At 52.8% G+C, this 25,982-nt stretch carries 16 protein-coding genes and 2 pseudogenes; 4 read left to right on the top strand and 14 right to left on the bottom strand.

Annotation, left to right across the window (positions count from 1 at the left end; genetic code table 11):
- Positions 1–15: 15 nt before the first annotated feature.
- The 8 genes from lpxK to serC all read right to left on the bottom strand — a co-directional run bounded on the left by lpxK (position 16) and on the right by serC (position 10,743).
- On the bottom strand, positions 16–1,017 hold the full coding sequence (gene lpxK / locus CMR03_RS18105; protein WP_096012228.1) for a tetraacyldisaccharide 4'-kinase: 1,002 nt from the start codon (positions 1,015–1,017) through the stop codon (positions 16–18).
- The gene (gene msbA, locus CMR03_RS18100) at positions 1,014–2,762 is read right to left on the bottom strand and encodes a lipid A ABC transporter ATP-binding protein/permease MsbA (protein ID WP_063878949.1); all 1,749 of its coding nucleotides are present in this window, start codon (positions 2,760–2,762) and stop codon (positions 1,014–1,016) included. Before msbA ends, lpxK begins: the two co-directional genes overlap by 4 nt.
- A 34-nt stretch (positions 2,763–2,796) precedes the next feature.
- Positions 2,797–5,052, bottom strand: a complete 2,256-nt coding sequence (locus CMR03_RS18095) for a DNA internalization-related competence protein ComEC/Rec2 (RefSeq protein WP_096012227.1) — start codon at positions 5,050–5,052, stop codon at positions 2,797–2,799.
- A gap of 202 nt (positions 5,053–5,254) precedes the next feature.
- A complete protein-coding gene (gene ihfB / locus CMR03_RS18090) occupies positions 5,255–5,539 on the bottom strand; it encodes an integration host factor subunit beta (RefSeq protein WP_003849360.1) in 285 nt (94 codons plus the stop codon).
- A gap of 82 nt (positions 5,540–5,621) precedes the next feature.
- Positions 5,622–7,295, bottom strand: coding sequence for a 30S ribosomal protein S1 (rpsA, locus tag CMR03_RS18085; RefSeq protein ID WP_026021040.1), 1,674 nt, complete (start codon positions 7,293–7,295; stop codon positions 5,622–5,624).
- Positions 7,296–7,416: 121 nt separating this feature from the next.
- Positions 7,417–8,097 (bottom strand): (d)CMP kinase, encoded by a 681-nt coding sequence (gene cmk, locus CMR03_RS18080; protein WP_063878948.1) that lies wholly within the window; start codon positions 8,095–8,097, stop codon positions 7,417–7,419.
- 192 nt (positions 8,098–8,289) lie between these two features.
- Positions 8,290–9,576, bottom strand: coding sequence for a 3-phosphoshikimate 1-carboxyvinyltransferase (gene aroA, locus CMR03_RS18075; RefSeq protein WP_096012226.1), 1,287 nt, complete (start codon positions 9,574–9,576; stop codon positions 8,290–8,292).
- 81 nt (positions 9,577–9,657) lie between these two features.
- The gene (gene serC, locus CMR03_RS18070) at positions 9,658–10,743 is read right to left on the bottom strand and encodes a 3-phosphoserine/phosphohydroxythreonine transaminase (protein ID WP_063878946.1); all 1,086 of its coding nucleotides are present in this window, start codon (positions 10,741–10,743) and stop codon (positions 9,658–9,660) included.
- A gap of 310 nt (positions 10,744–11,053) precedes the next feature.
- Between serC and ycaO the strand changes: the two genes are divergently transcribed.
- The 4 genes from ycaO (at position 11,054) to pflA (ending at position 17,318) form a co-directional block, all read left to right on the top strand.
- Entirely contained in the window at positions 11,054–12,817 is a 1,764-nt protein-coding gene (ycaO, locus tag CMR03_RS18065) for a 30S ribosomal protein S12 methylthiotransferase accessory factor YcaO (protein WP_096012526.1), read from the top strand.
- 376 nt (positions 12,818–13,193) lie between these two features.
- Positions 13,194–14,054, top strand: a complete 861-nt coding sequence (focA, locus tag CMR03_RS18060) for a formate transporter FocA (RefSeq protein ID WP_063878945.1) — start codon at positions 13,194–13,196, stop codon at positions 14,052–14,054.
- 72 nt (positions 14,055–14,126) lie between these two features.
- Positions 14,127–16,409, top strand: a complete 2,283-nt coding sequence (gene pflB / locus CMR03_RS18055) for a formate C-acetyltransferase (RefSeq protein ID WP_096012225.1) — start codon at positions 14,127–14,129, stop codon at positions 16,407–16,409.
- 168 nt (positions 16,410–16,577) lie between these two features.
- On the top strand, positions 16,578–17,318 hold the full coding sequence (gene pflA / locus CMR03_RS18050) for a pyruvate formate lyase 1-activating protein (protein ID WP_096012224.1): 741 nt from the start codon (positions 16,578–16,580) through the stop codon (positions 17,316–17,318).
- A gap of 115 nt (positions 17,319–17,433) precedes the next feature.
- On the opposite strand, the gene CMR03_RS18045 is transcribed toward pflA, so the two are convergent.
- The 6 genes and pseudogenes from CMR03_RS18045 to CMR03_RS25920 form a co-directional block, all read right to left on the bottom strand.
- Complete coding sequence (locus tag CMR03_RS18045; protein ID WP_096012223.1) at positions 17,434–18,588, bottom strand: MFS transporter; 1,155 nt, start codon at positions 18,586–18,588, stop codon at positions 17,434–17,436.
- A gap of 323 nt (positions 18,589–18,911) precedes the next feature.
- A complete protein-coding gene (gene serS / locus CMR03_RS18040; protein ID WP_096012222.1) occupies positions 18,912–20,204 on the bottom strand; it encodes a serine--tRNA ligase in 1,293 nt (430 codons plus the stop codon).
- A 90-nt stretch (positions 20,205–20,294) separates the two neighbouring features.
- The gene (locus CMR03_RS18035; RefSeq protein ID WP_063881143.1) at positions 20,295–21,638 is read right to left on the bottom strand and encodes a replication-associated recombination protein A; all 1,344 of its coding nucleotides are present in this window, start codon (positions 21,636–21,638) and stop codon (positions 20,295–20,297) included.
- A 7-nt stretch (positions 21,639–21,645) separates the two neighbouring features.
- Positions 21,646–22,257, bottom strand: coding sequence for an outer membrane lipoprotein periplasmic chaperone LolA (gene lolA, locus CMR03_RS18030; protein WP_063878940.1), 612 nt, complete (start codon positions 22,255–22,257; stop codon positions 21,646–21,648).
- A gap of 182 nt (positions 22,258–22,439) precedes the next feature.
- A pseudogene (locus CMR03_RS25925) lies at positions 22,440–24,737 on the bottom strand (DNA translocase FtsK); the annotation flags it as partial.
- A gap of 654 nt (positions 24,738–25,391) precedes the next feature.
- Positions 25,392–25,793, bottom strand: a pseudogene (locus CMR03_RS25920) (DNA translocase FtsK 4TM domain-containing protein); the annotation flags it as partial.
- Positions 25,794–25,982 lie beyond the last annotated feature (189 nt).

The following is a 25,982-nucleotide window of genomic DNA, read 5'->3' as shown; positions in this document are numbered from 1 at the left end:
TATCTGAAGGGGATTTTAGTGCGATGCCCGGTGTGAATACGTGCCGCAAAGGCGTTCTAAATCGTCTAACAGTGCCATTGCCGCTTCAGCTTGCAGATGAGCATCTACCGGTAAATACCACCAGGCAGGTTGCGCGAATGCGCGACACTTTACTGCATCTTTTTCGGTCATCAGCAGCGTCTGCTCCGGCAGCAGCAGACGTGAAAGTTCGTCTTCGCTATAGGCATGGTGATCGGCGAAGGCGATTTCCGCCACGGGCGTTAAACCCTGCTGTTTTAAGGTGTTAAAAAAGCGAGGTGGATGACCGATTCCCGCCATCGCAACAACGTCTTGAAACGCGCTGAGTGGACGTTGCTCACCGCTAAGAAGGTGGGTCGCCATGCCCGGGCGCAGTTGCATGGCAATTTCACCCTGCTGCGGTTCGCCGCCGTTGACGATAATGGCATCTACCGTATTCAGGCGCGAAGCACGTTCACGCATCGGACCCGCGGGTAGCCACCAGCCATTACCAAAACGGCGCACACCATCCACCACCACGATTTCCCGATCGCGCTGCAATGCGTAATGCTGCAGGCCATCGTCGGTGACAATCAAATCCAGTGAGTGATGTTCCAGGAGCGCCTCAATGGCATCACGACGACGAGGGGCGACGGCCACTGGCGCAGACGTGCGCTGAGCGATCAGAACAGGTTCATCCCCTGCCTGTTCGGTCGCCGTGTCGGCCGTAACCCGCAACGGATAACTGTCTGCTTTGCCGCCATAGCCGCGCGAAATCACACCCACCCGTAATCCGCGCTGTTGCAGGGCTTCTACCAACCAAATCACCACTGGCGTTTTACCGTTCCCACCAGCAGTCAAATTACCCACCACGACCACAGGCAGCGGCGCGCGCCAGCTTTTACGCCAGCCGCGTTGAAAACTGAAGCGAATCAATGCCGTGATAGCACCGTACAGCACACTGAGTGGCCATAGCAGTAACCACAGGGGCGATCGGCCACTCCAGATGCGCTCAATCATTGGCCAAATTGCATTTTATGAAGTTGTGCATAAGCGCCTTTTTCCGCCAGCAACGCTGCATGCGTGCCGCGCTCAATGATTTTGCCCTCTTCCACCACCACAATTTCATCCGCTTTTTCGATAGTAGACAGGCGGTGTGCAATAACCAGGGAGGTACGGTTTTTCTGTAACTCGTCCAGCGCTGACTGGATGGCACGCTCAGATTCCGTATCCAGCGCAGAGGTCGCCTCATCAAGAATCAGGATTGGGCAGTCGCGCAGCAGCGCGCGAGCAATGGCGATACGCTGGCGCTGACCGCCAGACAACAGCACGCCGTTCTCACCGATCACGGTATCCAGGCCTTTATCCATTTTATTGATAAAATCCATGGCATGGGCCATGGTCGCCGCCTTTTCAATTTCCGCGCGGCTGTACTGCTCGCTTCGCGCGTAGGCGATGTTATTGGCGACGGTATCATTGAACAGGTGCACATTTTGCGACACCAGTGCCACCTGATTACGTAATGAGGATAAGGTGTACTCGCGCAGGTCGTGACCATCCAGCAAAATGTCGCCCTGCTGAATATCATAAAAACGCGTCAGCAGGCTTGCAATGGTGGATTTACCCGAGCCTGAGCGACCAACCAATGCCACCGTTTTTCCTGCTGGCAGCATCAGATTAATGTCTTTCAATGCTGGGGTTTCACGACCGGGATAGGTAAATGTCACATTACGGAACTCGACATCGCCTTTGGCGCGGGTAATTTCACGCTTACCGGTGTCAATTTCCTGTTCGCTGTCCAGGATTGAGAACAGCGTCTGGCAGGCTGCCATGCCGCGCTGGAACTGAGCATTGACGTTAGTCAGCGACTTCAGTGGGCGCATCAGGGCAATCATCGAGGAGAACACAACCGTTATGGTACCAGCGGTCAACGTATCCATTACGCTTGGGAAACTTGCCGCATAGAGGACGAAGGCCAGGGCCAGAGAGGCGATCAGCTGAATGACAGGATCGGAGATCGAAGACGCTGAAACCAGCTTCATGCCCTGCTGGCGCATACGGTTGCTGACCTTAGCAAAGCGCTCAGATTCAATTTCCTGACCACCGAAAATCAGCACTTCTTTATGCCCTTTCAGCATTTGCTCAGCGCTGGTCGTCACCTGCCCCATGGTGTTTTGCATCGATTTGCTGATGTTACGGAAACGTTTTGACACCATGCGAATGGCAAATGAAACGATGGGGGCCAGCACAATCAGGATCAGTGACAGCTGCCAGCTGTAATAAAACATCATGATAAACAGGCCAATAATCGATGCACCCTCACGTACCACCGTCACCAGCGCACCTGACGACGACGAGGCAACCTGCTCAGAATCATAGGTGATGCGCGAGAGTAGCGTGCCCGTGGACTGTTGATCGAAGAAGGCTACCGGCATGCCCATCATATGACTGAAGAGGCGGCGACGCATATTCATGACTACATTGCCCGACACCCATGAAATGCAGTAGCTGGAGATATAGCTGCTCACGCCACGAATCAGCATCAAGCCAATGACTGCCAACGGCATCCACAGCATTACGGACCTGTCCGCTTTACCAAAGCCGTCATCCAGCAAAGGCTTCAACAGGGAGAGCATTAACGTATCGCCTGCGGCATTAATAATCAGGGCCGTAGCCGCCACAATTAAGCCAGCTTTGTTGGGTGCGATCATCGGCCAGAGTCGACGGAATGTCTGCCACGTTGAGAGATCTTTATCTTGATGCATTATTTATTCACGTTGTTGGAAATAGCCGGTCATTCTACCTGGATTCGCGTTTGACGCCAAACCACTGATGATACCAACGGGGCATTAATTGCTCTCTGAGGGTAAAAACCTGTATTTTTCCCTTATTAACCCTGATGCTTATCTGTCCGGATTGCCCCGTATCGAGCCAGTCATAGCCATATTCATGGTAATGCCGCAACACAGGTTTCGCCGGCATCCGCCATGCATTATAGCGTGCCAGCGACGCCATCGCGGTGCTACCGGCGACGCTGCGCAGCAGTAAGCGAGACGACGAGGTACGGCTGCCATGGTGAGGAACCTGCAGGATATCAGCCTTAAGCTGCTGCTTTTCCAGCCTGACCAGTTGCTTTTCAGCCGGGCTTTCAAGATCGCCGGTCAATAACAGCCGGACTTTTCCATCATCCACCCTCACCACGCAGGAGTCGTTATTTTCGCCCGCGTTCGGCGCGGTGAGCGGCCAGAGCACCGTAAAATTTAGCTGTTTCCAGCGCCATGCGGCACCGCGAACGCAGGGTAAATGCTGGTGGCCCGCTAAACCGCTACGGACCTTCATTGTGGGCCAGTGTTGCAGAATGGCAGATAACCCACCGATATGATCGAGGTGTTTGTGGCTCAGTATGACCTGCTGCAATTTAAGACCTTTGCGTTGCATCCAGGGAATAATAACCCGTGTTCCCGCATCACTGTTTTGCCAGCGCGGCCCCGTATCGTACAAGACAGCCTCACGGCCCTGACTGATGACCACGCTCAAACCATGCCCGACATCCAGCATATCAATGCGCCATTCCCTGTCCGGTTTATCGTGGCGGGAGAACATCAGGGCCAGTGCGACAGCACTGCAGCTCCACGGCAGGCTGAATAGTACGCCAGTGCGCCAGACAAGCAGACCGCCCCAGACGATGAGCATATAAAAAGTCGCCCCTTGTAGCGGCCACCAGCCTGGCGGCAACAGAGCCAGGCCGGTTAACAGAAGACGAAGCGACACATCTGCCGCCAGCCAAAGCCACATGGATAATTCCGCTACCGGCAGCAGCATCGCAAGCAGTATCAACGGCACCGTGATGAATGACACCACCGGGATGGCCAGCAGATTCGCGATTAACGCCGTCATACTGATGCCATTAAATAAGCTCGCCTGTAGCGGCAGCATCAAAATCATCATCCCCAACTGTAGGTGGAGGAGCTGTATCGGCAACCAGCGGCGTGCGTGGCGAAAGCGCGCCACCAGTGGAAACCAGTGATACCAGGTCAACAACATGCCAACGGCCAGCACCGAGAGCCAGAAGCTGTCCGAGAGCACCGTCAGCGGATCGATAGCCAGCAGTGAGCCTACGCACAGCGTCCAGACCTGCCAGCCACTTAACTGCACGCCAATGAATCGTGTTACGGCCCAGAGAGTCAGCGCCAGCAATGCCCGCTGCGCAGGTGCATGAGCCCCCGAGAGCCAGGTATACAGCGCGGCAAAAATCCAGCTAATGACCACGGGATACCGATAACCAATACGGCGGGCCGGAAACAGAATCTGGCTACCTCGGGCGAGTAACCATCCCGTCCCTGCTGCCAGTGCGATGTGCATGCCTGAAATAGCCATCAAATGTGCGGTGCCCGTGTCACGCAATAATTGCCGGGTAGCTTCACTCAGGTTGTCCCGGATACCAAACGCCAGTGCTTCAAGCGTGGCGGAGGCAGGCAACAAACCGTTTTGCTGGCGATGATAATGTATAAAACGCCAGCGCCAGCTGCAGGATGGATGCGTGATGACCTGCGAAATAATGCGTCCTTGTACAGGTGCATGGTTCGCCATGGCGAAACGCTGTGCATCAAAATCGCCTTCGTTGAGCCGGGCATGCACCGCCCTCAGCCTGAGCATCATTTTCCAGCGCTGACCCGGGCAATATTCACTGCTGTCACCCGGCACCGAGAGCCAGGCAAAGCGAGGTGGGAAAAACCTCTGGTTGCCCTCTTTGAGCAGTCTGACTCTGATGCGGGAATGGGTCTGATGTACATCCTCAATTTGCACATCGAACATCGCTGGCCGGGCAATCATCTTTTCGGTGTCGTTTACCAGAGATTGTGCATTGAAAAGCGACCATGCAGCGAGCAGCAGCGTCACCCCTGTCATACGCACGTAGCGGAGAGGCAACTGCATCAGGCAACCGCCACTCAGGAGCAACAGCACCGTTATTAACGGTGGTGGAAGCCGGGGTAATAGCAGTAAAGGTAAACTGCTCACTGCAGCGATTCTTGCCAGTGCAATCCATGTCAACATAATGCATCTCGCTCTTGTCGTAGCGCGAGTATGCCGCAGGGCTATTCTTGATAAAGCACGCTATGGGCAAAATGAGGGAAGCGTCGAAGTGAATATCGGCGGTTGCAGTCGTGCGGCTTTTTTCTGGAAGACAGGTTCAGTGTCAAAATCAGGCAAAAAAAAACGACATCCGGAGATGTCGTTTAGGCGGTTCGGTATCGGCTTAGCCGTAAATGTTGGCACGATCACGCAGCTCTTTACCTGGCTTGAAGTGGGGAACGTATTTACCTTCCAGATCCACTTTGTCACCCGTTTTCGGGTTACGGCCAGTGCGCGGAGCGCGATAATGCAACGAAAAGCTGCCGAATCCCCGGATTTCAATGCGTTCGCCCTGTGCCAGCGTAGTGGCCATGTGCTCAAGCATCTCTTTGACTGCATCCTCAACGACTTTCGCCGGTATATGAGTGTGCTGTCCCGCCAGCCTTTCAATCAGTTCTGACTTGGTCATGTAACCTCCGGTTAATCCCTACAGGAATGTATGACAGCTTTTACCGAAACCGGGCGAATAAATCCGCCCGGTGCAAGGTCGATTACTCGCCTTTAGCCGCTTTGAACGCTTCAGCCATAGCGCTAGAGAAGTTGCCTTCTTCCTGTTTGGTGTTAACAGTGTTGATGGCTTCTTTCTCGTCAGCCTGGTCTTTCGCACGAACAGACAGGCTAACAACGCGGTTTTTACGGTCAACGCCGGTGAATTTAGCTTCAACGTCGTCGCCTACGTTCAGAACCAGCGTAGCGTCTTCGATGCGGTCCAGTGAAGCTTCAGAAGCGCGCAGGTAACCCTCAACGCCGTCTGCTAATTCAACTGTAGCACCTTTAGCATCAACTGCAGTCACTTTACCGGTGACGATGGCACCTTTCTTGTTCAAAGTGATGTAGTTGTTGAACGGATCTTCTGCCAGCTGTTTCACGCCCAGAGAGATACGCTCGCGCTCTGCATCAACCTGCAGTACAACGGCAGCGATTTCGTCGCCTTTTTTGTACTCACGAACGGCTTCTTCGCCAGTCGCGTTCCAGGAGATGTCAGACAGGTGAACCAGACCGTCGATGCCGCCGTCCAGGCCGATGAAGATACCGAAGTCAGTGATTGACTTGATTTTACCTTCAACGCGATCGCCTTTGTTGTGGGTCTCGGCGAACTGCTGCCATGGGTTAGATTTGCACTGCTTCAGACCCAGGGAGATACGACGACGCTCTTCATCGATGTCCAGAACCATAACTTCAACCACATCGCCTACGTTTACAACTTTAGACGGATGGATGTTTTTGTTGGTCCAGTCCATTTCTGAAACGTGTACCAGACCTTCAACGCCTTCTTCGATTTCCACGAAGCAGCCGTAATCAGTCAGGTTGGTTACACGACCAGTCAGCTTGGTGCCTTCTGGATAACGCTTAGCGATAGCCACCCATGGATCTTCGCCCAGTTGCTTCAGACCCAGTGATACACGGGTACGCTCGCGGTCGAATTTCAGCACTTTAACGTTGATTTCATCGCCAACATTCACGATTTCGCTTGGATGCTTAACGCGCTTCCAGGCCATATCAGTGATGTGCAGCAGGCCATCAACGCCGCCCAGATCAACGAATGCACCGTAGTCAGTAAGGTTCTTAACGATACCTTTAACTTCCATGCCTTCCTGCAGGTTTTCCAGCAGCTGATCGCGCTCTGCGCTGTTCTCAGATTCGATAACCGCACGACGTGAAACCACGACGTTGTTGCGTTTCTGATCAAGCTTGATCACTTTGAATTCAAGCTCTTTGCCTTCCAGGTGCAGCGTGTCACGCACTGGACGCACATCAACCAGTGAACCTGGCAGGAACGCACGGATACCGTTCAGCTCAACTGTGAAGCCACCTTTGACTTTGCCGTTGATAATACCGGTAACAGTTTCAGCTTCTTCGTAGGCTTTTTCCAGCGTGATCCAAGCTTCATGACGCTTAGCTTTCTCACGGGACAGCAGAGTTTCACCGAAGCCGTCTTCCACTGCGTCCAGAGCAACGTCAACTTCGTCACCAACCTGGATTTCCAGTTCGCCGGCTGCGTTTTTGAACTGCTCTGCAGGAATTGCAGATTCAGATTTCAGGCCCGCATCAACCAGAACAACGTCTTTGTCGATAGAGACAACGACGCCACGAACGATGGAACCCGGGCGGGTTTCGATTTCTTTCAGGGATTCTTCAAATAGTTGAGCAAAAGATTCAGTCATATTGATAATCTTAGGATTCTTCAATTTAACGTCCATCTGACTTCATGTCGGATGGGGTTGTTTCACATGCCCTGCACCGGGTCCATGGCACAGGGTTAATAAATTCGTTTACGCCAAAATATCAGATGCCCAGCGTCTTTCGGGCATAATTCAGCGCCTTATCAATAACTTGCTCGATAGACATCTGTGTTGAATCCAACACTAATGCGTCTTCAGCAGGCACCAATGGCGCTATAGCGCGGTTGCGATCGCGATCATCGCGCTCTTTTATCTCGGCTAAAAGGCGATCAAAGTTAACATTAAAGCCCTTATCCTGCAACTGTAGCATACGTCGCTCTGCACGCACTTCCGGGCTGGCATCAAGGAAAATCTTGACGGGGGCGTCGGGAAAAACAACGGTGCCCATATCACGGCCATCGGCGATTAAGCCGGGGCCTTCGCGAAAAGCACGCTGGCGGCGCAATAGAGCCTCACGGACGCGGGGAAAAGCGGCAACGCGCGAGGCGGTGTTGCTGACTTCCTGGGTCCGAATTTCGCTGGTGACTTCTTCACCTTCCAGAATGACCTGCATCTCGCCGTTCTGAGAGATAAAGCGCACATCCAGGTGAGCAGCAATGGGAACCAGTCCCTCTTCAGACTCAATATCGACCTGATGATGTAATGCGGCTAAGGCCAAAACACGATAGATCGCGCCGGAATCCAGTAAATGCCACTGCAAGGCTTCCGCCATCGCTTTGCACAGGGTGCCCTTTCCCGCGCCACTTGGCCCATCAATAGTTATGACCGGGGCAGTTGCTGTCATCATTCCCTCCTGTTGCTGCGCGCATTTTGGCCAGTTGGCCGTCACAAATGTCGGGCATTATACGCTGCCCTGCGACGCTTCGTTACCCTTTAGAGGGAAGGTGATGCGAAATTTCGCCAGAAAAAGGACTTTTCTGGCCTGCTGAATGGGAATGAGAAACAGGCCCGGCGAAATACTCACCGGGCGAGGAGATCAGGCATTCTGGCTGATTTTTGCCAGTTGCTCGAAATAATCAGGGAAGGTTTTTGCAGTACAGCCAGGATCCAGAATGGTAACGGGCGTCTCTGATAACGCCACCAGCGAGAAACACATTGCCATACGGTGATCGTTATAAGTTCCGATCGCGGCATGCGTCAGCTGAGCCGGGGGCGTAATACGGATATAATCGTGCCCTTCTTCGACTTCAGCCCCGACTTTACGCAATTCTGTTGCCATAGCCGTCAGGCGATCGGTTTCTTTAACCCGCCAGTTATAGATGTTACGCAGTTGGGTGGTGCCCTGAGCAAACAGTGCAGCAGTCGCGATCGTCATAGCCGCATCAGGAATGTGATTCATATCCATATCGACAGCCTGCAGTTTGCCCGCTGTACAGGCGATGTAATCATCACCCCACTCGACGGATGCGCCCATTTTTTCCAGAACATCAGCAAAGCGAATATCGCCCTGTACGCTGTTACGACCAATACCGGTCACGCGCACGGTGCCACCTTTAATCGCTGCCGCCGCAAGAAAATAGGAGGCAGAAGATGCATCGCCTTCCACCAGATAATCTCCCGGTGACTGATACTGCTGTTTTCCTTTAATCAGGAAGTGCTGGTAGTTTTGATTTTCAACCTCAACGCCAAAGCAGCGCATCAGGTGCAGCGTAATATCGATATAAGGCTTAGAGACCAGATCGCCTTTAATGCTGATTCGCGTGTTCTCTTCAGCTAAAGGGGCCATCATCAGTAACGCGGTCAAAAACTGACTGGATACGCTGCCGTCTACGGTGACTTCACCGCCAACAAAGCCACCACGCAGGCGAACAGGCGGATAATCTGTATTCTCAAGGTAATCAATCTGGGCGCCCCCCTGACGTAACGCATCGACCAGATGCCCAATCGGCCGCTCTTTCATTCGCGGCTCGCCCGTGAGCACCACATCCTGCGCCCCAAGGCAGAGCGCCGCTGCCAGCGGGCGCATGGCCGTGCCAGCATTGCCCAGGAAAAGCTCAACCGGTTGTGCAGCCAAAAGAGGGCCGCCCTTTCCTGTCACTTCGCAAACGGTACGATCGTGGGAAAGGGTGAAATCCACGTCCAGAGCCTTGAGCGCATTAAGCATGTGCTTAACATCATCACTGTCCAGCAGGTTAGTGAGTCGGGTTTTACCCTTCGCTAATGCGGCCAGCAGCAACGCACGGTTTGAAACACTCTTGGAACCGGGCAAATTAACCGTGCCATTAACGCGAGCAATGGGCTGAAGGGTCAGGGAATCTTGCATGTGAAACTCAATCCTCAAAAAAACGACAACTCCGCCGGATGGCGGAGTCGGGTGTCAGCAGTCCCGCTGACTGGGGAATAATCAGCCGTGGCGACGTTCGAAATCAACCATGAAGTCTGTCAGCGCTTTAACGCCTTCCAGCGGCATGGCATTGTAAATGGATGCCCGCATGCCGCCGACAACGCGGTGGCCTTTTAACGCGTGCAAACCGGCTTTTAATGACTCGTCCAGGAACAGGCTGTCGAGTGACGCATCCGCCAACTGGAAAGGAATATTCATTCGCGAGCGGTTTTGCAGCGCAACATCGTTACGATAGAAATCACTCTTGTCGATCAGATCGTAAAGCAAGCCCGCTTTTGCCTGATTAATCTTCTCAATTTCGGCCACGCCACCTTTCTGCTTCAGCCACTTAAACACCAGTCCACTCAGGTACCAGGCGAAGGTGGGCGGTGTATTGAACATCGAATCATTTTCTGCCAGAACGCTGTAATCCAGGATAGAAGGCACGCTCTTATGGGCTTTACCTAACAGATCGTCCCGGACAATGACCAGGGTAATCCCCGCCGGGCCAATATTTTTCTGCGCACCCGCGTAAATCACGCCATAGCGACTGATATCGATAGTGCGGGATAAAATCGTGGAGGAGAGATCGGCAACGACGACTTTGTTGCCAAAATCAGGTTCTTCATCAATGGCAACGCCGTCGATGGTTTCGTTAGGACAGAAGTGCAAATAGGCGGCCGTGTCACTGACATCCCACTCACGCATCGGCAGAATGGCACGCTTACCCTCAAGGGTGGTTTTGACATCCAGGGTACGTGGCGAGCAATATTTAGCCGCTTCTTTAATAGCGCTGTGCGCCCAGTAGCCGCCGTCGGCATAATCTGCACTGGTGGCGCTACCCAGCAGGTTACCCGGTACCGCAGCAAACTGCGCGCGTGCGCCACCATGGCAGAATAAAACTTTGTAATTAGAGGGTATTTTTAGCAGATCGCGGAAGTCCGCCTCTGCTTCCTCAGCCACCTGAATAAATTCTTTACTGCGGTGACTGATCTCCATTACGGAAGTTCCCAGGCCGTGCCAGTTTGTCAGTTCTTGTTCTGCACGGCGGAGCACTTCGCTCGGCAGCATCGCTGGCCCAGAGCTAAAATTATAAATTTGCGTCATTTCCCTCACCACTGTCATATAAAACGGTTATGAATAACGATTCGGTTTTATCACTGCATTCTGGTGGCTGCAATCATAAATCTAACACCGGTCACATTTTTCCAGCACATCGCACCGAAGGTTATATTACCAATGCAATCCAACACGAAATATTGTGAGGCGAGTTCCTTTCGTTCAGTCTCGGCATTGGCAGATAAACCAGGGTATGAGAAAACGTCCGGTAAAATTGCCGCGCCTTGATAGCGAACAGGCAGCAAAAAACGTATCATTGCGCGCTTTACGCACCCTATTTTACAGAGAGAGCGGCACCATGACGCAAACTTTTATCCCGGGCAAAGATGCCGCCCTGGAAGACTCCATTACGCGTTTCCAGACCAAACTGCAGGATCTGGGCTTTAATATAGAAGAAGCCTCCTGGCTTAATCCCGTTCCACACGTCTGGTCTGTGCATATCCGCGACCGCGACTGCCCACTCTGCTTTACCAACGGCAAGGGTGCCAGCAAGAAAGCCGCCCTGGCTTCGGCGCTGGGTGAGTATTTTGAACGTCTGTCCACCAACTACTTCTTTGCCGATTTCTGGTTGGGTAACAGCATCGCTCAAGGCGATTTTGTCCATTACCCCAATGAAAAGTGGTTCCCCCTGCCTGAAGATGACAGCCTGCCAGAAGGCATTCTGGATGCGCGTCTGCGCGCCTTTTACGATCCTGAAAATGAAGTGGCTGCGTCAGATTTGATCGATCTTCAGTCGGGTAACCACGAGCGCGGTATTTGCGCCCTGCCTTTCACGCGCCAGTCCGATCAGCAAACCGTTTATATTCCGATGAACATCATTGGCAACCTGTACGTATCGAACGGCATGTCAGCCGGTAATACGGCCAATGAGGCACGGGTTCAGGGATTATCTGAAGTCTTTGAGCGTTACATTAAGAACCGTATTATTGCGGAGTCTGTCAGCCTTCCCACCATTCCTGAGTCGGTGATGGCACGCTATCCTGCCGTGGTGGAAGCCATTGCTCGCCTGGAGGCGGAAGGCTTCCCAATCTTTGCTTATGATGCGTCATTAGGCGGTAAGTACCCGGTTATTTGCGTCGTGCTGTTTAATCCTGCTAACGGTACCTGTTTTGCCTCTTTCGGCGCGCATCCGGACTTTGGCGTGGCGCTGGAGCGTACCGTCACTGAGCTGCTTCAGGGCCGTAGCCTCAAGGATTTGGACGTCTTTACGCCGCCTACCTTTGATGATGAAGAAGTGGCTGAACACGCTAACCTGGAAACACACTTTATTGATTCAAGCGGCCTGATTTCCTGGGATATGTTCAAAGAGACGGCTGATTATCCGTTTGTGGACTGGAAATTTGATGGCACTACCGAGCAAGAATTCAGCACGCTGATGGCGATTTTCGCGGCCGAAGGTCAGGAAGTCTATATCGCGGACTACGAGCACTTAGGTGTTTATGCATGCCGCATTATCGTGCCTGGCATGTCAGATATTTATCCGGCTGAAGACCTGCTGCTGGCTAACAACAGCATGGGCGCGGGCATACGTGAAACGCTGCTTGCCCTGCCTGGAAGCAACTGGAATCCGGAAGAGTATCTCGATCTGATTTCTCAGCTGGACGAAGAAGGTTTTGATGACTTCACCCGCGTCCGCGAGCTGCTGGGTCTGGCAACGGGTAAAGATAACGGCTGGTACACCTTACGCATCGGCGAGCTTAAAGCGATGCTGGCGCTGGCCGGTGGTGACCTGGATCAAGCGTTAATCTGGACAGAATGGACCATGGAGTTTAACGGCTCCGTTTTCAGCCCAGCACGTGCAAATTACTATCGTTGCCTGCAAACCTTGCTGCTTCTGGCCATGGAAGATGAGCGTAATCCACTGGAATATCATGCTGCCTTTGTACGCATGTATGGTAGTGAGGCTGTAGAAGCAGCCTCTGCGGCGATCAGTGGTGAAGCGGCCTTCAACGGGCTCCAGCCGGTGGACAGCGATCTCACCGCTTTCCCTGCCCACCAGGCGCTACTGGCGGCTTATGAGAAACTGCAGCGTGCTAAACGTCGCTACTGGGAAAACGCATAATTATTTGCGGCATTTTGTCAGATTAAGTTTGCGATAAACGCAAAGGCACTAATACTCATTAGTGCCTTTCTTTTTTACCCATTAAGCATTTCAGTTATTAATAGATCATCGTTTTTATTATCCAGAATAAAAACAACACAATAGAGATATTTTGTTAACAGCAAAGTGACATCGACAGGTGCAGCACCTCGTCAATTAAACAAAATCTGTATTATTTAAAATAAATTTAATTGTTTATTTTCAATAATTTATTCAAAAAAACATTCTTTTTTGTCAAGATTTTTCCGCCATTGCCCGGCCGAACATGATCTAAATCAACTTCTACCTCTGTTGCCTTTGTTATTATTTTTTCAGACAACTTTTGGAGTGAGTTAGTGTGAAAGCTGACAATCCTTTTAACCTGTTATTACCCGCCGCGATGGCGAAAGTTGCTGAAGACGCTGGCGTTTATAAAGCAACCAAGCATCCCCTGACAACGACCTTTCTCGCGTTTACTGCGGGCATGTTCATCTCTATCGCTTTTGTGTTTTACATTACGGCCACCACCGGCAGCGGTGAAATGGCCTACGGTATGGCGAAACTCATCGGCGGTATCTGTTTCTCACTGGGCTTAATCCTTGTCGTGGTCTGCGGTGCCGATCTGTTCACCTCTACCGTGCTGATTGTGGTCGCTAAAGCGAGTGGCCGTATCACCTGGGGGCAACTGGCACGTAACTGGATTAACGTTTATTTAGGTAACCTGGCCGGTGCACTGTTTTTTGTGACACTGATGTGGTTTTCCGGTGAGCATATGGTGGCCAACGGCGCATGGGGTTTAAACGTGTTGCAAACGGCCGACCATAAAATGCATCACACGTTTATCGAAGCCGTTTGTCTGGGCATCCTGGCAAATTTGATGGTCTGTCTGGCGGTCTGGATGAGCTATTCAGGGCGCACCTTAACAGATAAAAGCCTGATTATGATTTTGCCGGTGGCGATGTTTGTTGCCTGTGGTTTTGAACACAGTATCGCAAATATGTTTCTGATTCCTTTCGCCATCATTATTCGTGATTTTTCTGGCCCTGAATTCTGGCAGGCCGCTGGCACGACCGCAGCCCAGTTCCCGGCCCTCTCTGTAAAAAACTTTATTTTCGACAATCTGATTCCGGTCACGCTCGGCAACATCATCGGCGGCGGCCTGTTAGTTGGATTGACCTACTGGGTAATTTACTTACGCGGTGGGCACGAAACGCACTAATCCTGTCTCGACGGTGCATCACAACCCGATATACCCGAGAGCAAAAGTCTCCTTAAATAAGGCAGGTATAATATGACCGAACTTAACGCAAAACTCGCCTCAGCCTGGCAAGGTTTTACTGAAGGCGAATGGCAGAACAGCGTCAACGTACGCGACTTCATCCAGAAAAACTATACGCCGTATGAAGGCGATGAATCTTTTCTGACAGGTGCCACCGAAGCCACAACCAAACTCTGGGAAAGCGTGCTGGAAGGCATTAAAGTTGAAAACCGCACTCACGCCCCCGTAGATTTTGATACCGATCTTGCTTCTACCATTACGTCCCACGATGCCGGTTACATCAACAAATCGCTGGAAAAAATTGTTGGCCTGCAAACTGAAGCCCCATTAAAACGCGCCATTATTCCCTTTGGCGGTATCAAGATGGTCGAAGGCTCATGCAAAGTTTACGGTCGTGAACTTGATGCCGCGCTGAAAAAAACCTTCACTGAATATCGTAAAACCCATAATCAGGGTGTGTTTGATGTTTATACCCCAGACATTTTACGCTGCCGTAAATCGGGTGTATTAACCGGCCTGCCAGATGCCTACGGCCGTGGGCGCATCATCGGTGATTACCGTCGCATCGCGTTATACGGCATTGACTATCTGATGGCCGATAAGTTTGCTCAGTTTACTTCCCTGCAGAGCGATCTGGAAAATGGCGTAAACCTGGAAGCCACTATTCGTCTGCGTGAAGAAATTGCTGATCAGCATCGTGCGCTGGGACAGATTAAAGAGATGGCAGCCAAATATGGTCACGATATCTCTGGCCCAGCCACCAATGCCGTGGAAGCGGTTCAGTGGACCTATTACGGCTATCTGGCCGCAGTAAAATCGCAAAATGGCGCGGCCATGTCGTTTGGTCGTGTTTCAACCTTCCTGGATGTGTTCATCGAGCGCGATCTCAAAGCAGGCAAACTGAATGAAGAGCAGGCTCAGGAACTGATTGACCATCTGGTGATGAAACTGCGTATGGTGCGCTTCCTGCGCACGCCTGAGTATGATGAACTGTTCTCTGGTGACCCTATTTGGGCTACTGAGTCGCTGGCCGGTATGGGTGTTGATGGTCGTACGCTGGTGAGCAAAACCACCTTCCGTTTCCTGAACACGCTGTACACCATGGGGCCGTCACCCGAACCTAATATGACCATTTTGTGGTCTGAAAACCTGCCGGTTAACTTCAAAAAGTATGCGGCGAAAGTGTCTATCGATACCTCGTCACTGCAGTATGAAAATGACGACTTAATGCGCCCTGACTTTGACAACGATGACTACGCGATTGCCTGCTGCGTCAGCCCGATGATCGTCGGCAAGCAAATGCAGTTCTTTGGTGCCCGCGCGAACCTGGCGAAAACCTTGCTCTACGCAATCAACGGCGGCGTGGATGAAAAACTGAAAATGCAGGTGGGTCCAAAAGAAGCCAAAATCACCGACGATGTGCTTGATTTCGACATCGTGATGGCACGTCTGGATCACTTCATGGACTGGCTGGCAAAACAGTATGTCACTGCATTGAACATCATCCACTTCATGCATGATAAATACAGCTATGAAGCGTCGCTGATGGCACTGCATGACCGTGATGTTTATCGCACCATGGCATGTGGTATTGCTGGCCTGTCTGTCGCTGCGGACTCACTGTCTGCAATCAAATACGCGAAGGTGAAACCGGTACGCGACGAAGACGGTTTGGCCATTGATTTTGATATTGAAGGTGAATATCCACAGTTCGGTAACAACGACCCACGCGTTGACGACCTGGCTTGCGACCTTGTTGAACGCTTTATGAAAAAAATTCAGCAACTCGAAACCTACCGTCACGCAGTACCGACCCAGTCAGTGCTGACCATTACCTCTAACGTGGTTTACGGTAAGAAAACCGGTAATACGCCAGACGGTCGCCGTGCAGGCGCGCCTTTTGGTCCAGGCGCTAACCCGATGCACGGTCGCGATCAGAAAGGTGCGGTGGCATCCCTGACCTCGGTCGCTAAACTGCCGTTTGCTTACGCAAAAGATGGTATTTCCTATACCTTCTCTATCGTTCCAAACGCGTTGGGTAAAGATGACAACGTGCGTAAAACCAATCTGGCAGGATTGATGGACGGTTACTTCCATCATGAGACCAGCATTGAAGGCGGTCAGCATCTTAATGTGAACGTCATGAATCGGGAAATGTTAATGGATGCGATGGATAACCCTGAAAAATATCCTCAGTTGACCATTCGCGTCTCCGGTTACGCCGTACGCTTTAACTCGCTCACTAAAGAGCAACAGCAGGACGTGATTACCCGTACCTTTACACAGTCCCTGTAAGTACGTTAGCCACTACGCTTATCTGAGGCTCCTTCATGGAGCCTCTTATTCAAAGTCTGCTTTGGTGGTTGTCTGAGATACGGATAACAACCAGAATCGATTTCCTGTTCAGAGCACGCCAGAGAGTGTGCCACCTGCTCCGCAGGCTTACCTGGAGAATACATCGCAATGTCAGCCATTGGTCGCATCCACTCATTTGAATCATGCGGAACCGTAGACGGTCCCGGTATTCGGTTTATCACCTTTTTCCAGGGCTGCCTGATGCGCTGCCTTTACTGTCATAATCGTGATACCTGGGACACGCACGGCGGTAAAGAAATCACCGTTGAGGCGCTGATGGCGGATGTTCTGTCCTATCGTCACTTTATGAATGCATCAGGTGGCGGGGTTACCGCATCGGGTGGCGAAGCGATTCTGCAGGCCGAGTTTGTGCGCGACTGGTTTCGCGCCTGTAAAGCAGAAGGCATTCATACCTGCCTTGATACCAATGGCTTTGTTCGCCGCTACGATCCGGTTATTGATGAATTACTGAACGCGACGGATTTGGTCATGCTGGACCTCAAACAGATGAATGATGAGGTTCACCAGATCCTGGTCGGCGTGTCCAATCATCGCACGCTTGATTTCGCCCGCTATTTACAGAAAAAAGGGAAACGTACGTGGATCCGTTTCGTCGTGGTGCCCGGCTATTCTGACGATGATGACACCGTCCATCGCTTAGGCGCTTTTACTCAGGATATGGAAAACGTTGAGAAGATAGAGCTGCTGCCTTATCACGAACTGGGTAAACACAAATGGATTGCGATGGGTGAAGAGTACAAACTTGATGGGGTGAAGCCGCCCAGTAAAGAGACAATGGAGCGGGTAAAAAACATTCTCGCCAGCTACGGGCATGAAGTGATGTATTGATGACGATGCCGGGAATAGTCACCCCGCTCAATTCACCCCACTCACAGAAACGAATCACCCAACCCTCGGGCTGCGATGTGCCAACGAAGCACAGGGCAGCCCTCTGAGAAGTCGGTCAGGCATGCGCCACGGGCGTGGCATGGTGATCGGCTTTACGCAACAGCATAACCAGGTAAACCAGCGCCACTGCCGCAATCATTACAAACAGCACGCGGTCAGAATAACTCTGCATCAGCATCGCGGTCATGCTTGGACCGGCCAGGCTGCCCAGCGTATAGCTCAGCAACAACGCCTGATTCATTGCCACCAGTTCGTGGTGTGCAACGGTTTCACAGGCCCACGACATCGCCACGGGATAAAGCGTAAAACCGGCCAGCCCCAGTACAAACAATGCGGGTGCCATCGCGGCATTGGTCAGCATCGCAATAGCGCCCAGGATCACCACAAATACCTGCACACGCAGCACCATCATGCGACCAAAGCGATCGGCCAGACGACCAATCGGCCACTGCCCGACAATGCCTGCACTGACCAGTAGCGCCATCCAGTAGCCAACGTTCGCGTCACTCATGCCTTGGTGGGAAAGATACAGCGGCATCAAACCATACAGCGAACCCAAAACAATACCTGAGATGATGCAACCGTTGATGCCAAGGCGAGAACTGCGGCGACGCAGCATAGGTAAAATGCGTCCACCCGGCAGCGCTTCAGCTGGGTCGCTGTGGGTGGCAACCTGAGTGAAGATGAGCGGTAAAATGGCACAAATCACCGTCGCGGTTACCCAGGGGATCACACTTAACAACGCAGTCGAAAGCTTGCTTACCAGCAGTTGGCCGGCAACCGTGCCCAGGTAATACACGATCATATAAGCAGCCAGCAGTTGTCCACGGTTGCGTACCGTGCCGCTACATAATAAAGCGCTTTCAACCACGACCCAGACTAACGCGCAACCGATGCCCGCCGTAAAGCGTAACAGCGTCCATGACCAGAATCCCGACATCATCATCATGCACAGCGTGGCCCCGGCAAACAGACCGGTAGCCAGATAATAGCTACGGTTAAATCCATAATGTTTGATCAACCAGCCCGCCGTTAAGGTCCCGAGCAGATTGCCGGTATAATATGACGAACTCACTACGCCCACCTGCCAGGTAGCAAGAGCATCATGCGTCAGCCAGAGTGGAACCAACGTATTCAGCACAGCAATAGAAACTGTCATTAATAACAGGCCGCAAAGCAGCAATATCACAGGACGTGACCAGGTCGACATAGGGATTAAAAACCAAAAGAAATGAAGGAAATTGCGCGCAGTTTGCCATTGCGTTTTTTAAAGTCAACGGGGAGAAACAAACCTCAGCACATTTTGCTGCCCGACAATTTAATTTATTTATCTTCAGTAAGTTAGCGGAATATTTTACGCCGAGGAAAATAAAGCTATCTCTATGATAATGTAGATTTTTACGCTTCCGGCAGCGCGATACATCGATAACGTTTATTTGTGATAAATGCTTATGCGGTTCGTAGACATCGTTCCGCCATTTGGACCAAAAAAAAACCCAGCGGGCGCTGGGTTTTTCAGAGGATAACGGGCGATTAACCAATAAATTCCAGGCCCTTCATATAAGGGCGCAGTACCTCTGGCACGGCAATGCGGCCGTCTTGCTGCTGGTAGTTTTCCAGCACCGCCACCAGGGTGCGGCCCACAGCCAGACCGGAACCATTTAATGTATGGACCAGACGCGGCTTTTTATCCTGCTTATTACGGGTGCGGGCCTGCATACGGCGGGCCTGGAAATCCCCCATATTTGAGCAGGAAGAGATTTCACGGTACGTATTCTGCGCCGGTAACCACACTTCTAAATCGTAGGTTTTAGTGGAACCAAAGCCCATATCGCCCGTACACAGCAGCACTTTACGGTAGGGCAAATTCAGCAGCTGTAAGACTTTTTCGGCATGACCGACCAACTCTTCCAGGGCATCCATTGAGGTTTCTGGCGCGACGATCTGTACCATCTCGACTTTATCGAACTGGTGCATACGGATAAGTCCGCGCGTATCACGGCCATAGGAGCCCGCTTCAGAGCGGAAACACGGCGTATGAGCCGTCAGCTTCAGCGGCAGGTTCTCTTCCTCGACGATTTCATCGCGTACAAGGTTGGTCAATGGCACTTCTGCGGTAGGAATCAGCGCATAGTGGCTGCTTTCTGATTCTTCTTCCAGTGGTCGGGTATGAAACAGATCTTCACCAAACTTAGGTAGCTGTCCTGTTCCGTACAACGTCGCGTGGTTAACCAGATAAGGCACGTAGGTTTCCAGGTAGCCATGCTGCTCGGTGTGCAGGTCAATCATAAACTGGCTAAGCGCACGGTGCAGGCGGGCAATCTGGCCTTGCATCACGACGAAGCGTGAACCGGTAAGCTTTACTGCCGCGGCAAAATCCAGCCCTTTCGCGGCTTCGCCCAGCTCAACATGATCTTTTACCTGAAAATCGAACTGGCGTGGCTCACCCCAGCGGCTGACTTCCTGATTCTCGCTGTCGTCTTTGCCCAGCGGCACTTCATCCGCAGGAATATTCGGCAGCGCCAGGCTAAAGTCGCGGATCTGATTTTGCAGTTCATCCAGTTCTGCTTTGGCAGCATCCAGGCGTTCGCCCAGGCTGTTCACTTCCTGACGCAGTGGCTCGATGTCTTCCCCACGTGCTTTGGCCTGACCGATGGATTTGGATCGGGAGTTACGCTCGGCCTGCAGGTTTTCGGTTTCTACCTGCAAGACTTTGCGACGCTCTTCGAGCGAACGCAGCATTTCCACATCCAGTTTGAATCCTCGGCGTGCCAGTTTTTCTGCGACTGCGTCTGGCTCATTACGCAGCAGATTGGGATCGAGCATGCTTATCCTGTGTATTTATGAGTTAAAAGAAGGGACGCATTCCTGCTGGAATGCGTTGAAAACATTGACCACATTACCGCAACGTCTGTTTTAGCGGTAGCGTTTTGTCTGGCTATTTTGATCGAGTTCAGTAAGCCAGGCCAGCTTTTCGCCAATTTTGCCTTCAAGACCACGTTGTGTTGGATGATAGTAACGTGTTTGTGCCATTTCAGGGGGGAAATAGACCTCGCCAGCCGCGTAAGCGTTGGCTTCATCATGGGCATAGCGGTAACTTTCACCCAAGCCCATCTCTTTCATTAGTTTAGTGGGCGCATTGCGCAAATGGTCGGGGACATCAAAATCGGGATGGTCGCGCGCATCACGCATCGCGGCCTTAAACGCGTTATAAACGGCGTTACTTTTTGGCGCGCAGGCCAGATAAACAATGGCTTGTGCAATCGCCCGTTCCCCTTCCGCGGGCCCGACGCGGGTAAAACAATCCCAGGCCGAAATCGCAACCTGCATACCGCGAGGATCGGCGTTGCCGACATCTTCAGAGGCAATCGCCAGCAGGCGACGTGCCACATAGAGCGGATCGCCACCTGCGGTAATAATCCGTGCGTACCAGTAGAGGGCAGCATCGGGTGCCGAACCGCGAACTGACTTATGTAACGCAGAAATAAGGTCGTAAAAACGGTCGCCCTTGTTATCAAAGCGGGCAGAACGCTCACCGGCCACCTCGGTTAACAGCTGTGGCGTTAATTCCCTTTTCCCGTCCGCGCGTGTTTCGGCCATATCCGCCATCATTTCCAGCGTGTTCAGCGCACGGCGCGCATCGCCGTTCACCAACTCAGCGATCATGCGCCGCGTATTATCCGGTAACAGGATATCGCTGTTGCCATAGCCTCGATCGGCGTCCTGCATAGCCTGGTCAAGTACCTGCTCGATGTCCTCTGTGGTCAGGGACTTGAGCAAATAAACGCGGGCGCGTGACAACAGGGCGGAATTAAGCTCGAAGCTGGGGTTTTCGGTCGTTGCACCAATAAAGGTGATTGTGCCGTCTTCAATATGCGGCAGGAAGGCATCCTGCTGGCTTTTGTTGAAACGGTGCACCTCATCCACGAAAAGAATCGTGCGACGGCCGGCCTGCTTGCTCAGGCGCGCACGTTCTATCGCTTCACGAATTTCTTTGACGCCTGATGTGACGGCAGAGATACGTTCAACGTCCGCGTTACCGTAGTGCGCGATAATCTCGGCCAGTGTGGTTTTGCCTGTTCCTGGCGGTCCCCAGAGAATCATTGAATGCAAATGGCCAGCCTCAATCGCGCGCGGCAGCGGTTTACCCGCAGCCAACAGGTGTTGCTGACCAATATAGTGCTTCAGGGTTTCTGGCCGCATACGCGCGGCCAGTGGTTTAAAATCTTCGCTGGAGAAATCCAGGGACAGGTTACTCACTACCACCTCACTGACGTTGATCATCCACCGTGACGCCTTTAGGCGGGGTGAAAGTGAATTTATCCGGGCTGATAGGGCCGTTTTTCTGGCTCTTTAACTGGTAGTTACTGCGCTGCCCATCCTGCTCTATGGCGCTGAACTGATTGATGGTGCCGTCTGGCGTCACATCAATCGTGAACTGCTTGAGATTGCCATCGCTTTTCTTCGGCGTCAGTTCAAATTTGTCGCCCTGCTGCTTGACGTTATATTGCTTCCAGTCACTCGACTGATTACGGGCAATCAACATAAATGGCGTATTACTGGTGGCATTTTTTAACAGGCTTACCGTGGCCTGTTCTACAAACGGGTTGTAGAACCATAACGATTTTCCGTCAGAGATAATGACGCTCTCGTCAGGCGCGGTCATGTGCCAGTTGAACAGGCTGGGGCGTTTAACCCACAGCTCACCTTCCCCGTCCTGCACGTTAGCACCGCTGCCATCGGTAACCTTTTGAGTAAAGCTGGCGTGGAAGCTGTTTACTTTATTTAAACGCTGTTGCAGGTCAGTCGATGCATCAGCGAAAGCGCTGGCTGAACCCAAAGCGGCCATCAGGCCGAAGGCGATTACGCGTAATTTCATCTGCTTAAATCCTTATTAAATCGTTTCCCGTTGATAACGATACTAAGCCTGGTCGCTGTCCTGCATTTAATACAGGAGAAAAAACCGAAAGCCTAATCAACTATGGGGGTTAACCGCTAAAAAACAATGAGCCAGCAAGAACTGGCTCATTGATTTATGTTTCAAAGCTTATCGCTCAGGCTCTACATATCATGTGGCGGTGGTGACAGAACTTCGCGGTTACCGTTATGACCCGGCGCCGAGACAATCCCTTGTGCTTCCATCTGCTCAATGATGCGCGCGGCGCGGTTATAGCCGATACGGAACTGACGCTGAACCCCCGAAATAGAGGCGCGACGCTTGTCTACCACAAAGCCCACCGCCTGATCGAACAACGGGTCCAGTTCTTCATCGCTGTCGATACCGCCTGCACCTTCGCTCTCTTCACCCGCTGTAATGCTCTCAATGTATTGCGGACGGCCACGCGCTTTCCAGTCCTGCACAACGGCATGAACTTCCTGATCGCGCACGAAGGCACCGTGAACACGGACCGGCATGGAGGAGTTTGGCGGCATATAGAGCATGTCACCCATCCCCAGCAACGACTCCGCGCCGCCCTGGTCGAGAATAGTACGCGAGTCAATTTTACTTGATACGGTAAAGGCAATACGGGTCGGGATGTTCGCTTTGATCAGACCGGTAATCACATCCACCGAGGGACGCTGGGTTGCCAGCACCAGGTGGATACCTGCCGCACGTGCTTTCTGCGCCAGGCGGGCAATCAGCTCTTCCACTTTTTTACCCACGGCCATCATCAGGTCGGCGAACTCATCCACCATCACCACAATGTAAGGCAATTTTTCCAGCACCGGTGGCGTCATGTCCATACTGTCGCCCGGTTTCCAGAACGGATCGGGAATTGGACGGCCCATCGCCTCCGCCTGCTCAACTTTCTCGTTGTAGCCCGCAAGATTACGCACGCCAAGCGCCGACATCAGTTTATAGCGGCGCTCCATCTCACCGACGCTCCAGCGCAGCGCATTCGCCGCATCTTTCATATCGGTGACGACTTCGGTGAGTAGATGCGGAATGCCTTCATAGACCGACAGCTCAAGCATTTTCGGGTCGATCATAATAAAGCGCACTTCTTCCGGCGTGGCTTTATACAACATGCTGAGAATCATGGCGTTCACACCGACTGACTTACCCGAACCGGTGGTACCCGCTACCAGTAAGTGTGGCATTTTCGCCAAATCGGCCACTACCGGCTGACCGGCAATGTCTTTACCCAGTACCACGGCCAGAGGTGAAGGATTGTCACGGAATTTTGGACAATCCAGCACTTCACGTAAGTAAACGGTCTGACGATGCTTATTCGGTAATTCCAGTCCGACATAGGGCTTACCGGGAATCACTTCAACAACGCGCACTGCCGTGGTCGACAGTGAACGGGCCAGATCGCGTGACAGGTTAGAAATACGCGCGGCTTTCACGCCAGGCGCCAGATCCAGTTCAAAGCGGGTAATCACCGGGCCTGGAGAAATGCCGACGACTTCCGCCTTAACACGATAATCGCCCAGGCGTGATTCAACCAGACGTGCTGTCTGCTCCAGCGCAAACATATCAACCGGCTCCTCTTCGACAGGCGGCGCGGTTAACAGATCCAGCGAAGGCAATGGCGTGGAGGGTTTTTCCAGCGGCTGCTCATGACGCATCAGGAAAGGGTGAATCAGGCTATCATGCAGCGACGGTTTTGTGTCTTCGACGGGTTCTGGCTGTTGAACAGGTGCCACGAAGGTATCCGACACCACGCTCTGTGTCGGCACCGTTCTCTGGGCTGCCGCCTGTTCTGGTGCGGCCTGCATTTGCTGCCACGGCTCATGTTTTGCCGCCACGTCATCCGTTTCAGGCGCAGCCGCAATGGTGAACAGCGGCTCAACAGGTCCATCGTCGACCAAATCTTTCATCGGTGAGAAATCAAAAGCCGCCGAGGTATCCAGATTGAAAACCGGTGCGTTGTTGTCGGGCTCCGCCTCATAGCGCTGTTGCTGCTGTTCGGCGAACTGACGTGCCAGCGATGCCTGTTGCAGTGCCAGTTCATCGTCCTCGTGCTGCTCATCCTGTTGCCAGCGCTCGCCATAACGCTGTTGCTGTTCCGACTGAAACGCGTGGCGTAACTCGGCCTGTTGCAGCGCGTCTTGCTCCTCTGCAGACCAGTCCGGGTTGTGCGTATCCTCAGGCACTGGCTGAGACGCGGGGCTTTCAGACAGCTTCGCTTTCTCTTCCGCCATGCGCTGCGAAGGCAGTTTGATCCCATAGGAGGCCAGTTCGCGTCGGGTCGGTAATTTCACCGGATTCGGCCGGGGCAGCGCCGGGCCAATCCCCTGCTTCACCTGCGGATTCGCCTGATTCTCAGGTACCGGTTCAAACAGGGGCGACATCGATGACGCCTGCTTTGCGGCAACGGCTGATGTCACCGCGCTGCTCAGCGTCGCGGCAGAGGCTGCCTCGCGCCAGTTGCCCATTTTCGGCTCATCATCCTCATAAGCCGTAAAGGGGCTTGAGGATGCAGGCGTTTCATCCGGCATTTCAAAACGGTACAGAGGCGGTTCGCTCACCGGTTTATCCTGCGGAACAGGATCAAGCGGCGCAGCATTGCGCACGGGAGTAGAATAATGTGCTGCCGATTCCTGCGCGGACGCGGCGGAAAAATGGGCGGATTGTGCAGGTACAGCGCCCACTGGCTGAGCGACAGGGGCTACTGACTGTGCGGTCGCCGCATTGGACAGCGCCGGGGCAACGGCAGGCTGCTGGGTCGGCACCGCAGCGGACGCCACCGGCATATCGGAAGCATCGACGGTTGCGGCGACGGCGGCGCGAGTGGCTGTTGCCGCCTTAGCCAGCAGCGGATCGTGCTCATCCAGATCGGGCTGAGCTTTACGCGGTGCGGCAAGCAAAACGTCATCGTCTTCATGCGGCTGAGCGTGAAGGACAGGCACAGCCTCTTCATGATGTTCTGCCTCATCCTCTTCCTGCCAGGGTTCATCATGGCGTGAACGGTTGCTGGCAAAGGTCAGCACGCCCATAACAACGCCGCCGATTCTTTCCGCAATGGTTAACCATGACCAGCCGGTATAAAGCGTAATCCCGGCAGCCCAGATGCAGAGCAGCGTCAGCGTTCCGCCTGCTGGACTAAACCAGGGCGAAATCGCATTACTGACAAGACTGCCGATGACGCCACCCGAGGCAAAATACCAGATGTCGTCAGCATTGAGTGCCGCCATACCGCAGGTGGTCACCACCAATGCCAGTACGCCGATTAAGCGTAAACCGATGGCGAAATAGTCAAAGTAGTCCTGATTATCGCGCTGGCGAAACGCTATCCAGCACAGCCCCAAAATAACCGGCGGAATGGCGTACGCCATCACACCAAAGATGAACAGTAAGGTATCAGCCAGCCACGCGCCTACCTTGCCACCAATATTATGGATAGGTTCATGCCAGGCCGTCTGCGACCAGCTCGGGTCGGAAGGATTAAAACTGACGAGGGAAACCATCAGATAGATGGCAAACAACGCCACCAGGATGAGCAACGCTTCCAGCAGACGGCGTCCACTGCTCAGCGACTGTAACGAAACGTCTTTATCTTCTGTGTATTCCTGGCTCAAGAGAACTCTCCAGGTGCCTGTAAAGTAAGAAACAACAGCGCCGGGCTCACCCGACGCTGGTCCTGTATGTATTCACAG

The organism is Pantoea allii, from assembly GCF_002307475.1.
GTDB classification, from domain to species: Bacteria; Pseudomonadota; Gammaproteobacteria; order Enterobacterales; family Enterobacteriaceae; genus Pantoea; species Pantoea allii.
This window is presented reverse-complemented; position numbering and strand designations above follow the sequence as displayed.

Coding starts and splice junctions, on each gene's coding strand:
- cmk (WP_063878948.1), bottom strand. CDS start 8,097: ATGACAGCAACTGCCCCGGTCATAACTATTGATGGGCCAAGTGGCGCG.
- lpxK (WP_096012228.1), bottom strand. CDS start 1,017: ATGATTGAGCGCATCTGGAGTGGCCGATCGCCCCTGTGGTTACTGCTA.
- msbA (WP_063878949.1), bottom strand. CDS start 2,762: ATGCATCAAGATAAAGATCTCTCAACGTGGCAGACATTCCGTCGACTC.
- serC (WP_063878946.1), bottom strand. CDS start 10,743: ATGACGCAAATTTATAATTTTAGCTCTGGGCCAGCGATGCTGCCGAGC.
- aroA (WP_096012226.1), bottom strand. CDS start 9,576: ATGCAAGATTCCCTGACCCTTCAGCCCATTGCTCGCGTTAATGGCACG.
- pflB (WP_096012225.1), top strand. CDS start 14,127: ATGACCGAACTTAACGCAAAACTCGCCTCAGCCTGGCAAGGTTTTACT.
- CMR03_RS18045 (WP_096012223.1), bottom strand. CDS start 18,588: ATGTCGACCTGGTCACGTCCTGTGATATTGCTGCTTTGCGGCCTGTTA.
- ycaO (WP_096012526.1), top strand. CDS start 11,054: ATGACGCAAACTTTTATCCCGGGCAAAGATGCCGCCCTGGAAGACTCC.
- lolA (WP_063878940.1), bottom strand. CDS start 22,257: ATGAAATTACGCGTAATCGCCTTCGGCCTGATGGCCGCTTTGGGTTCA.
- CMR03_RS18095 (WP_096012227.1), bottom strand. CDS start 5,052: ATGTTGACATGGATTGCACTGGCAAGAATCGCTGCAGTGAGCAGTTTA.
- rpsA (WP_026021040.1), bottom strand. CDS start 7,295: ATGACTGAATCTTTTGCTCAACTATTTGAAGAATCCCTGAAAGAAATC.
- pflA (WP_096012224.1), top strand. CDS start 16,578: ATGTCAGCCATTGGTCGCATCCACTCATTTGAATCATGCGGAACCGTA.
- serS (WP_096012222.1), bottom strand. CDS start 20,204: ATGCTCGATCCCAATCTGCTGCGTAATGAGCCAGACGCAGTCGCAGAA.
- ihfB (WP_003849360.1), bottom strand. CDS start 5,539: ATGACCAAGTCAGAACTGATTGAAAGGCTGGCGGGACAGCACACTCAT.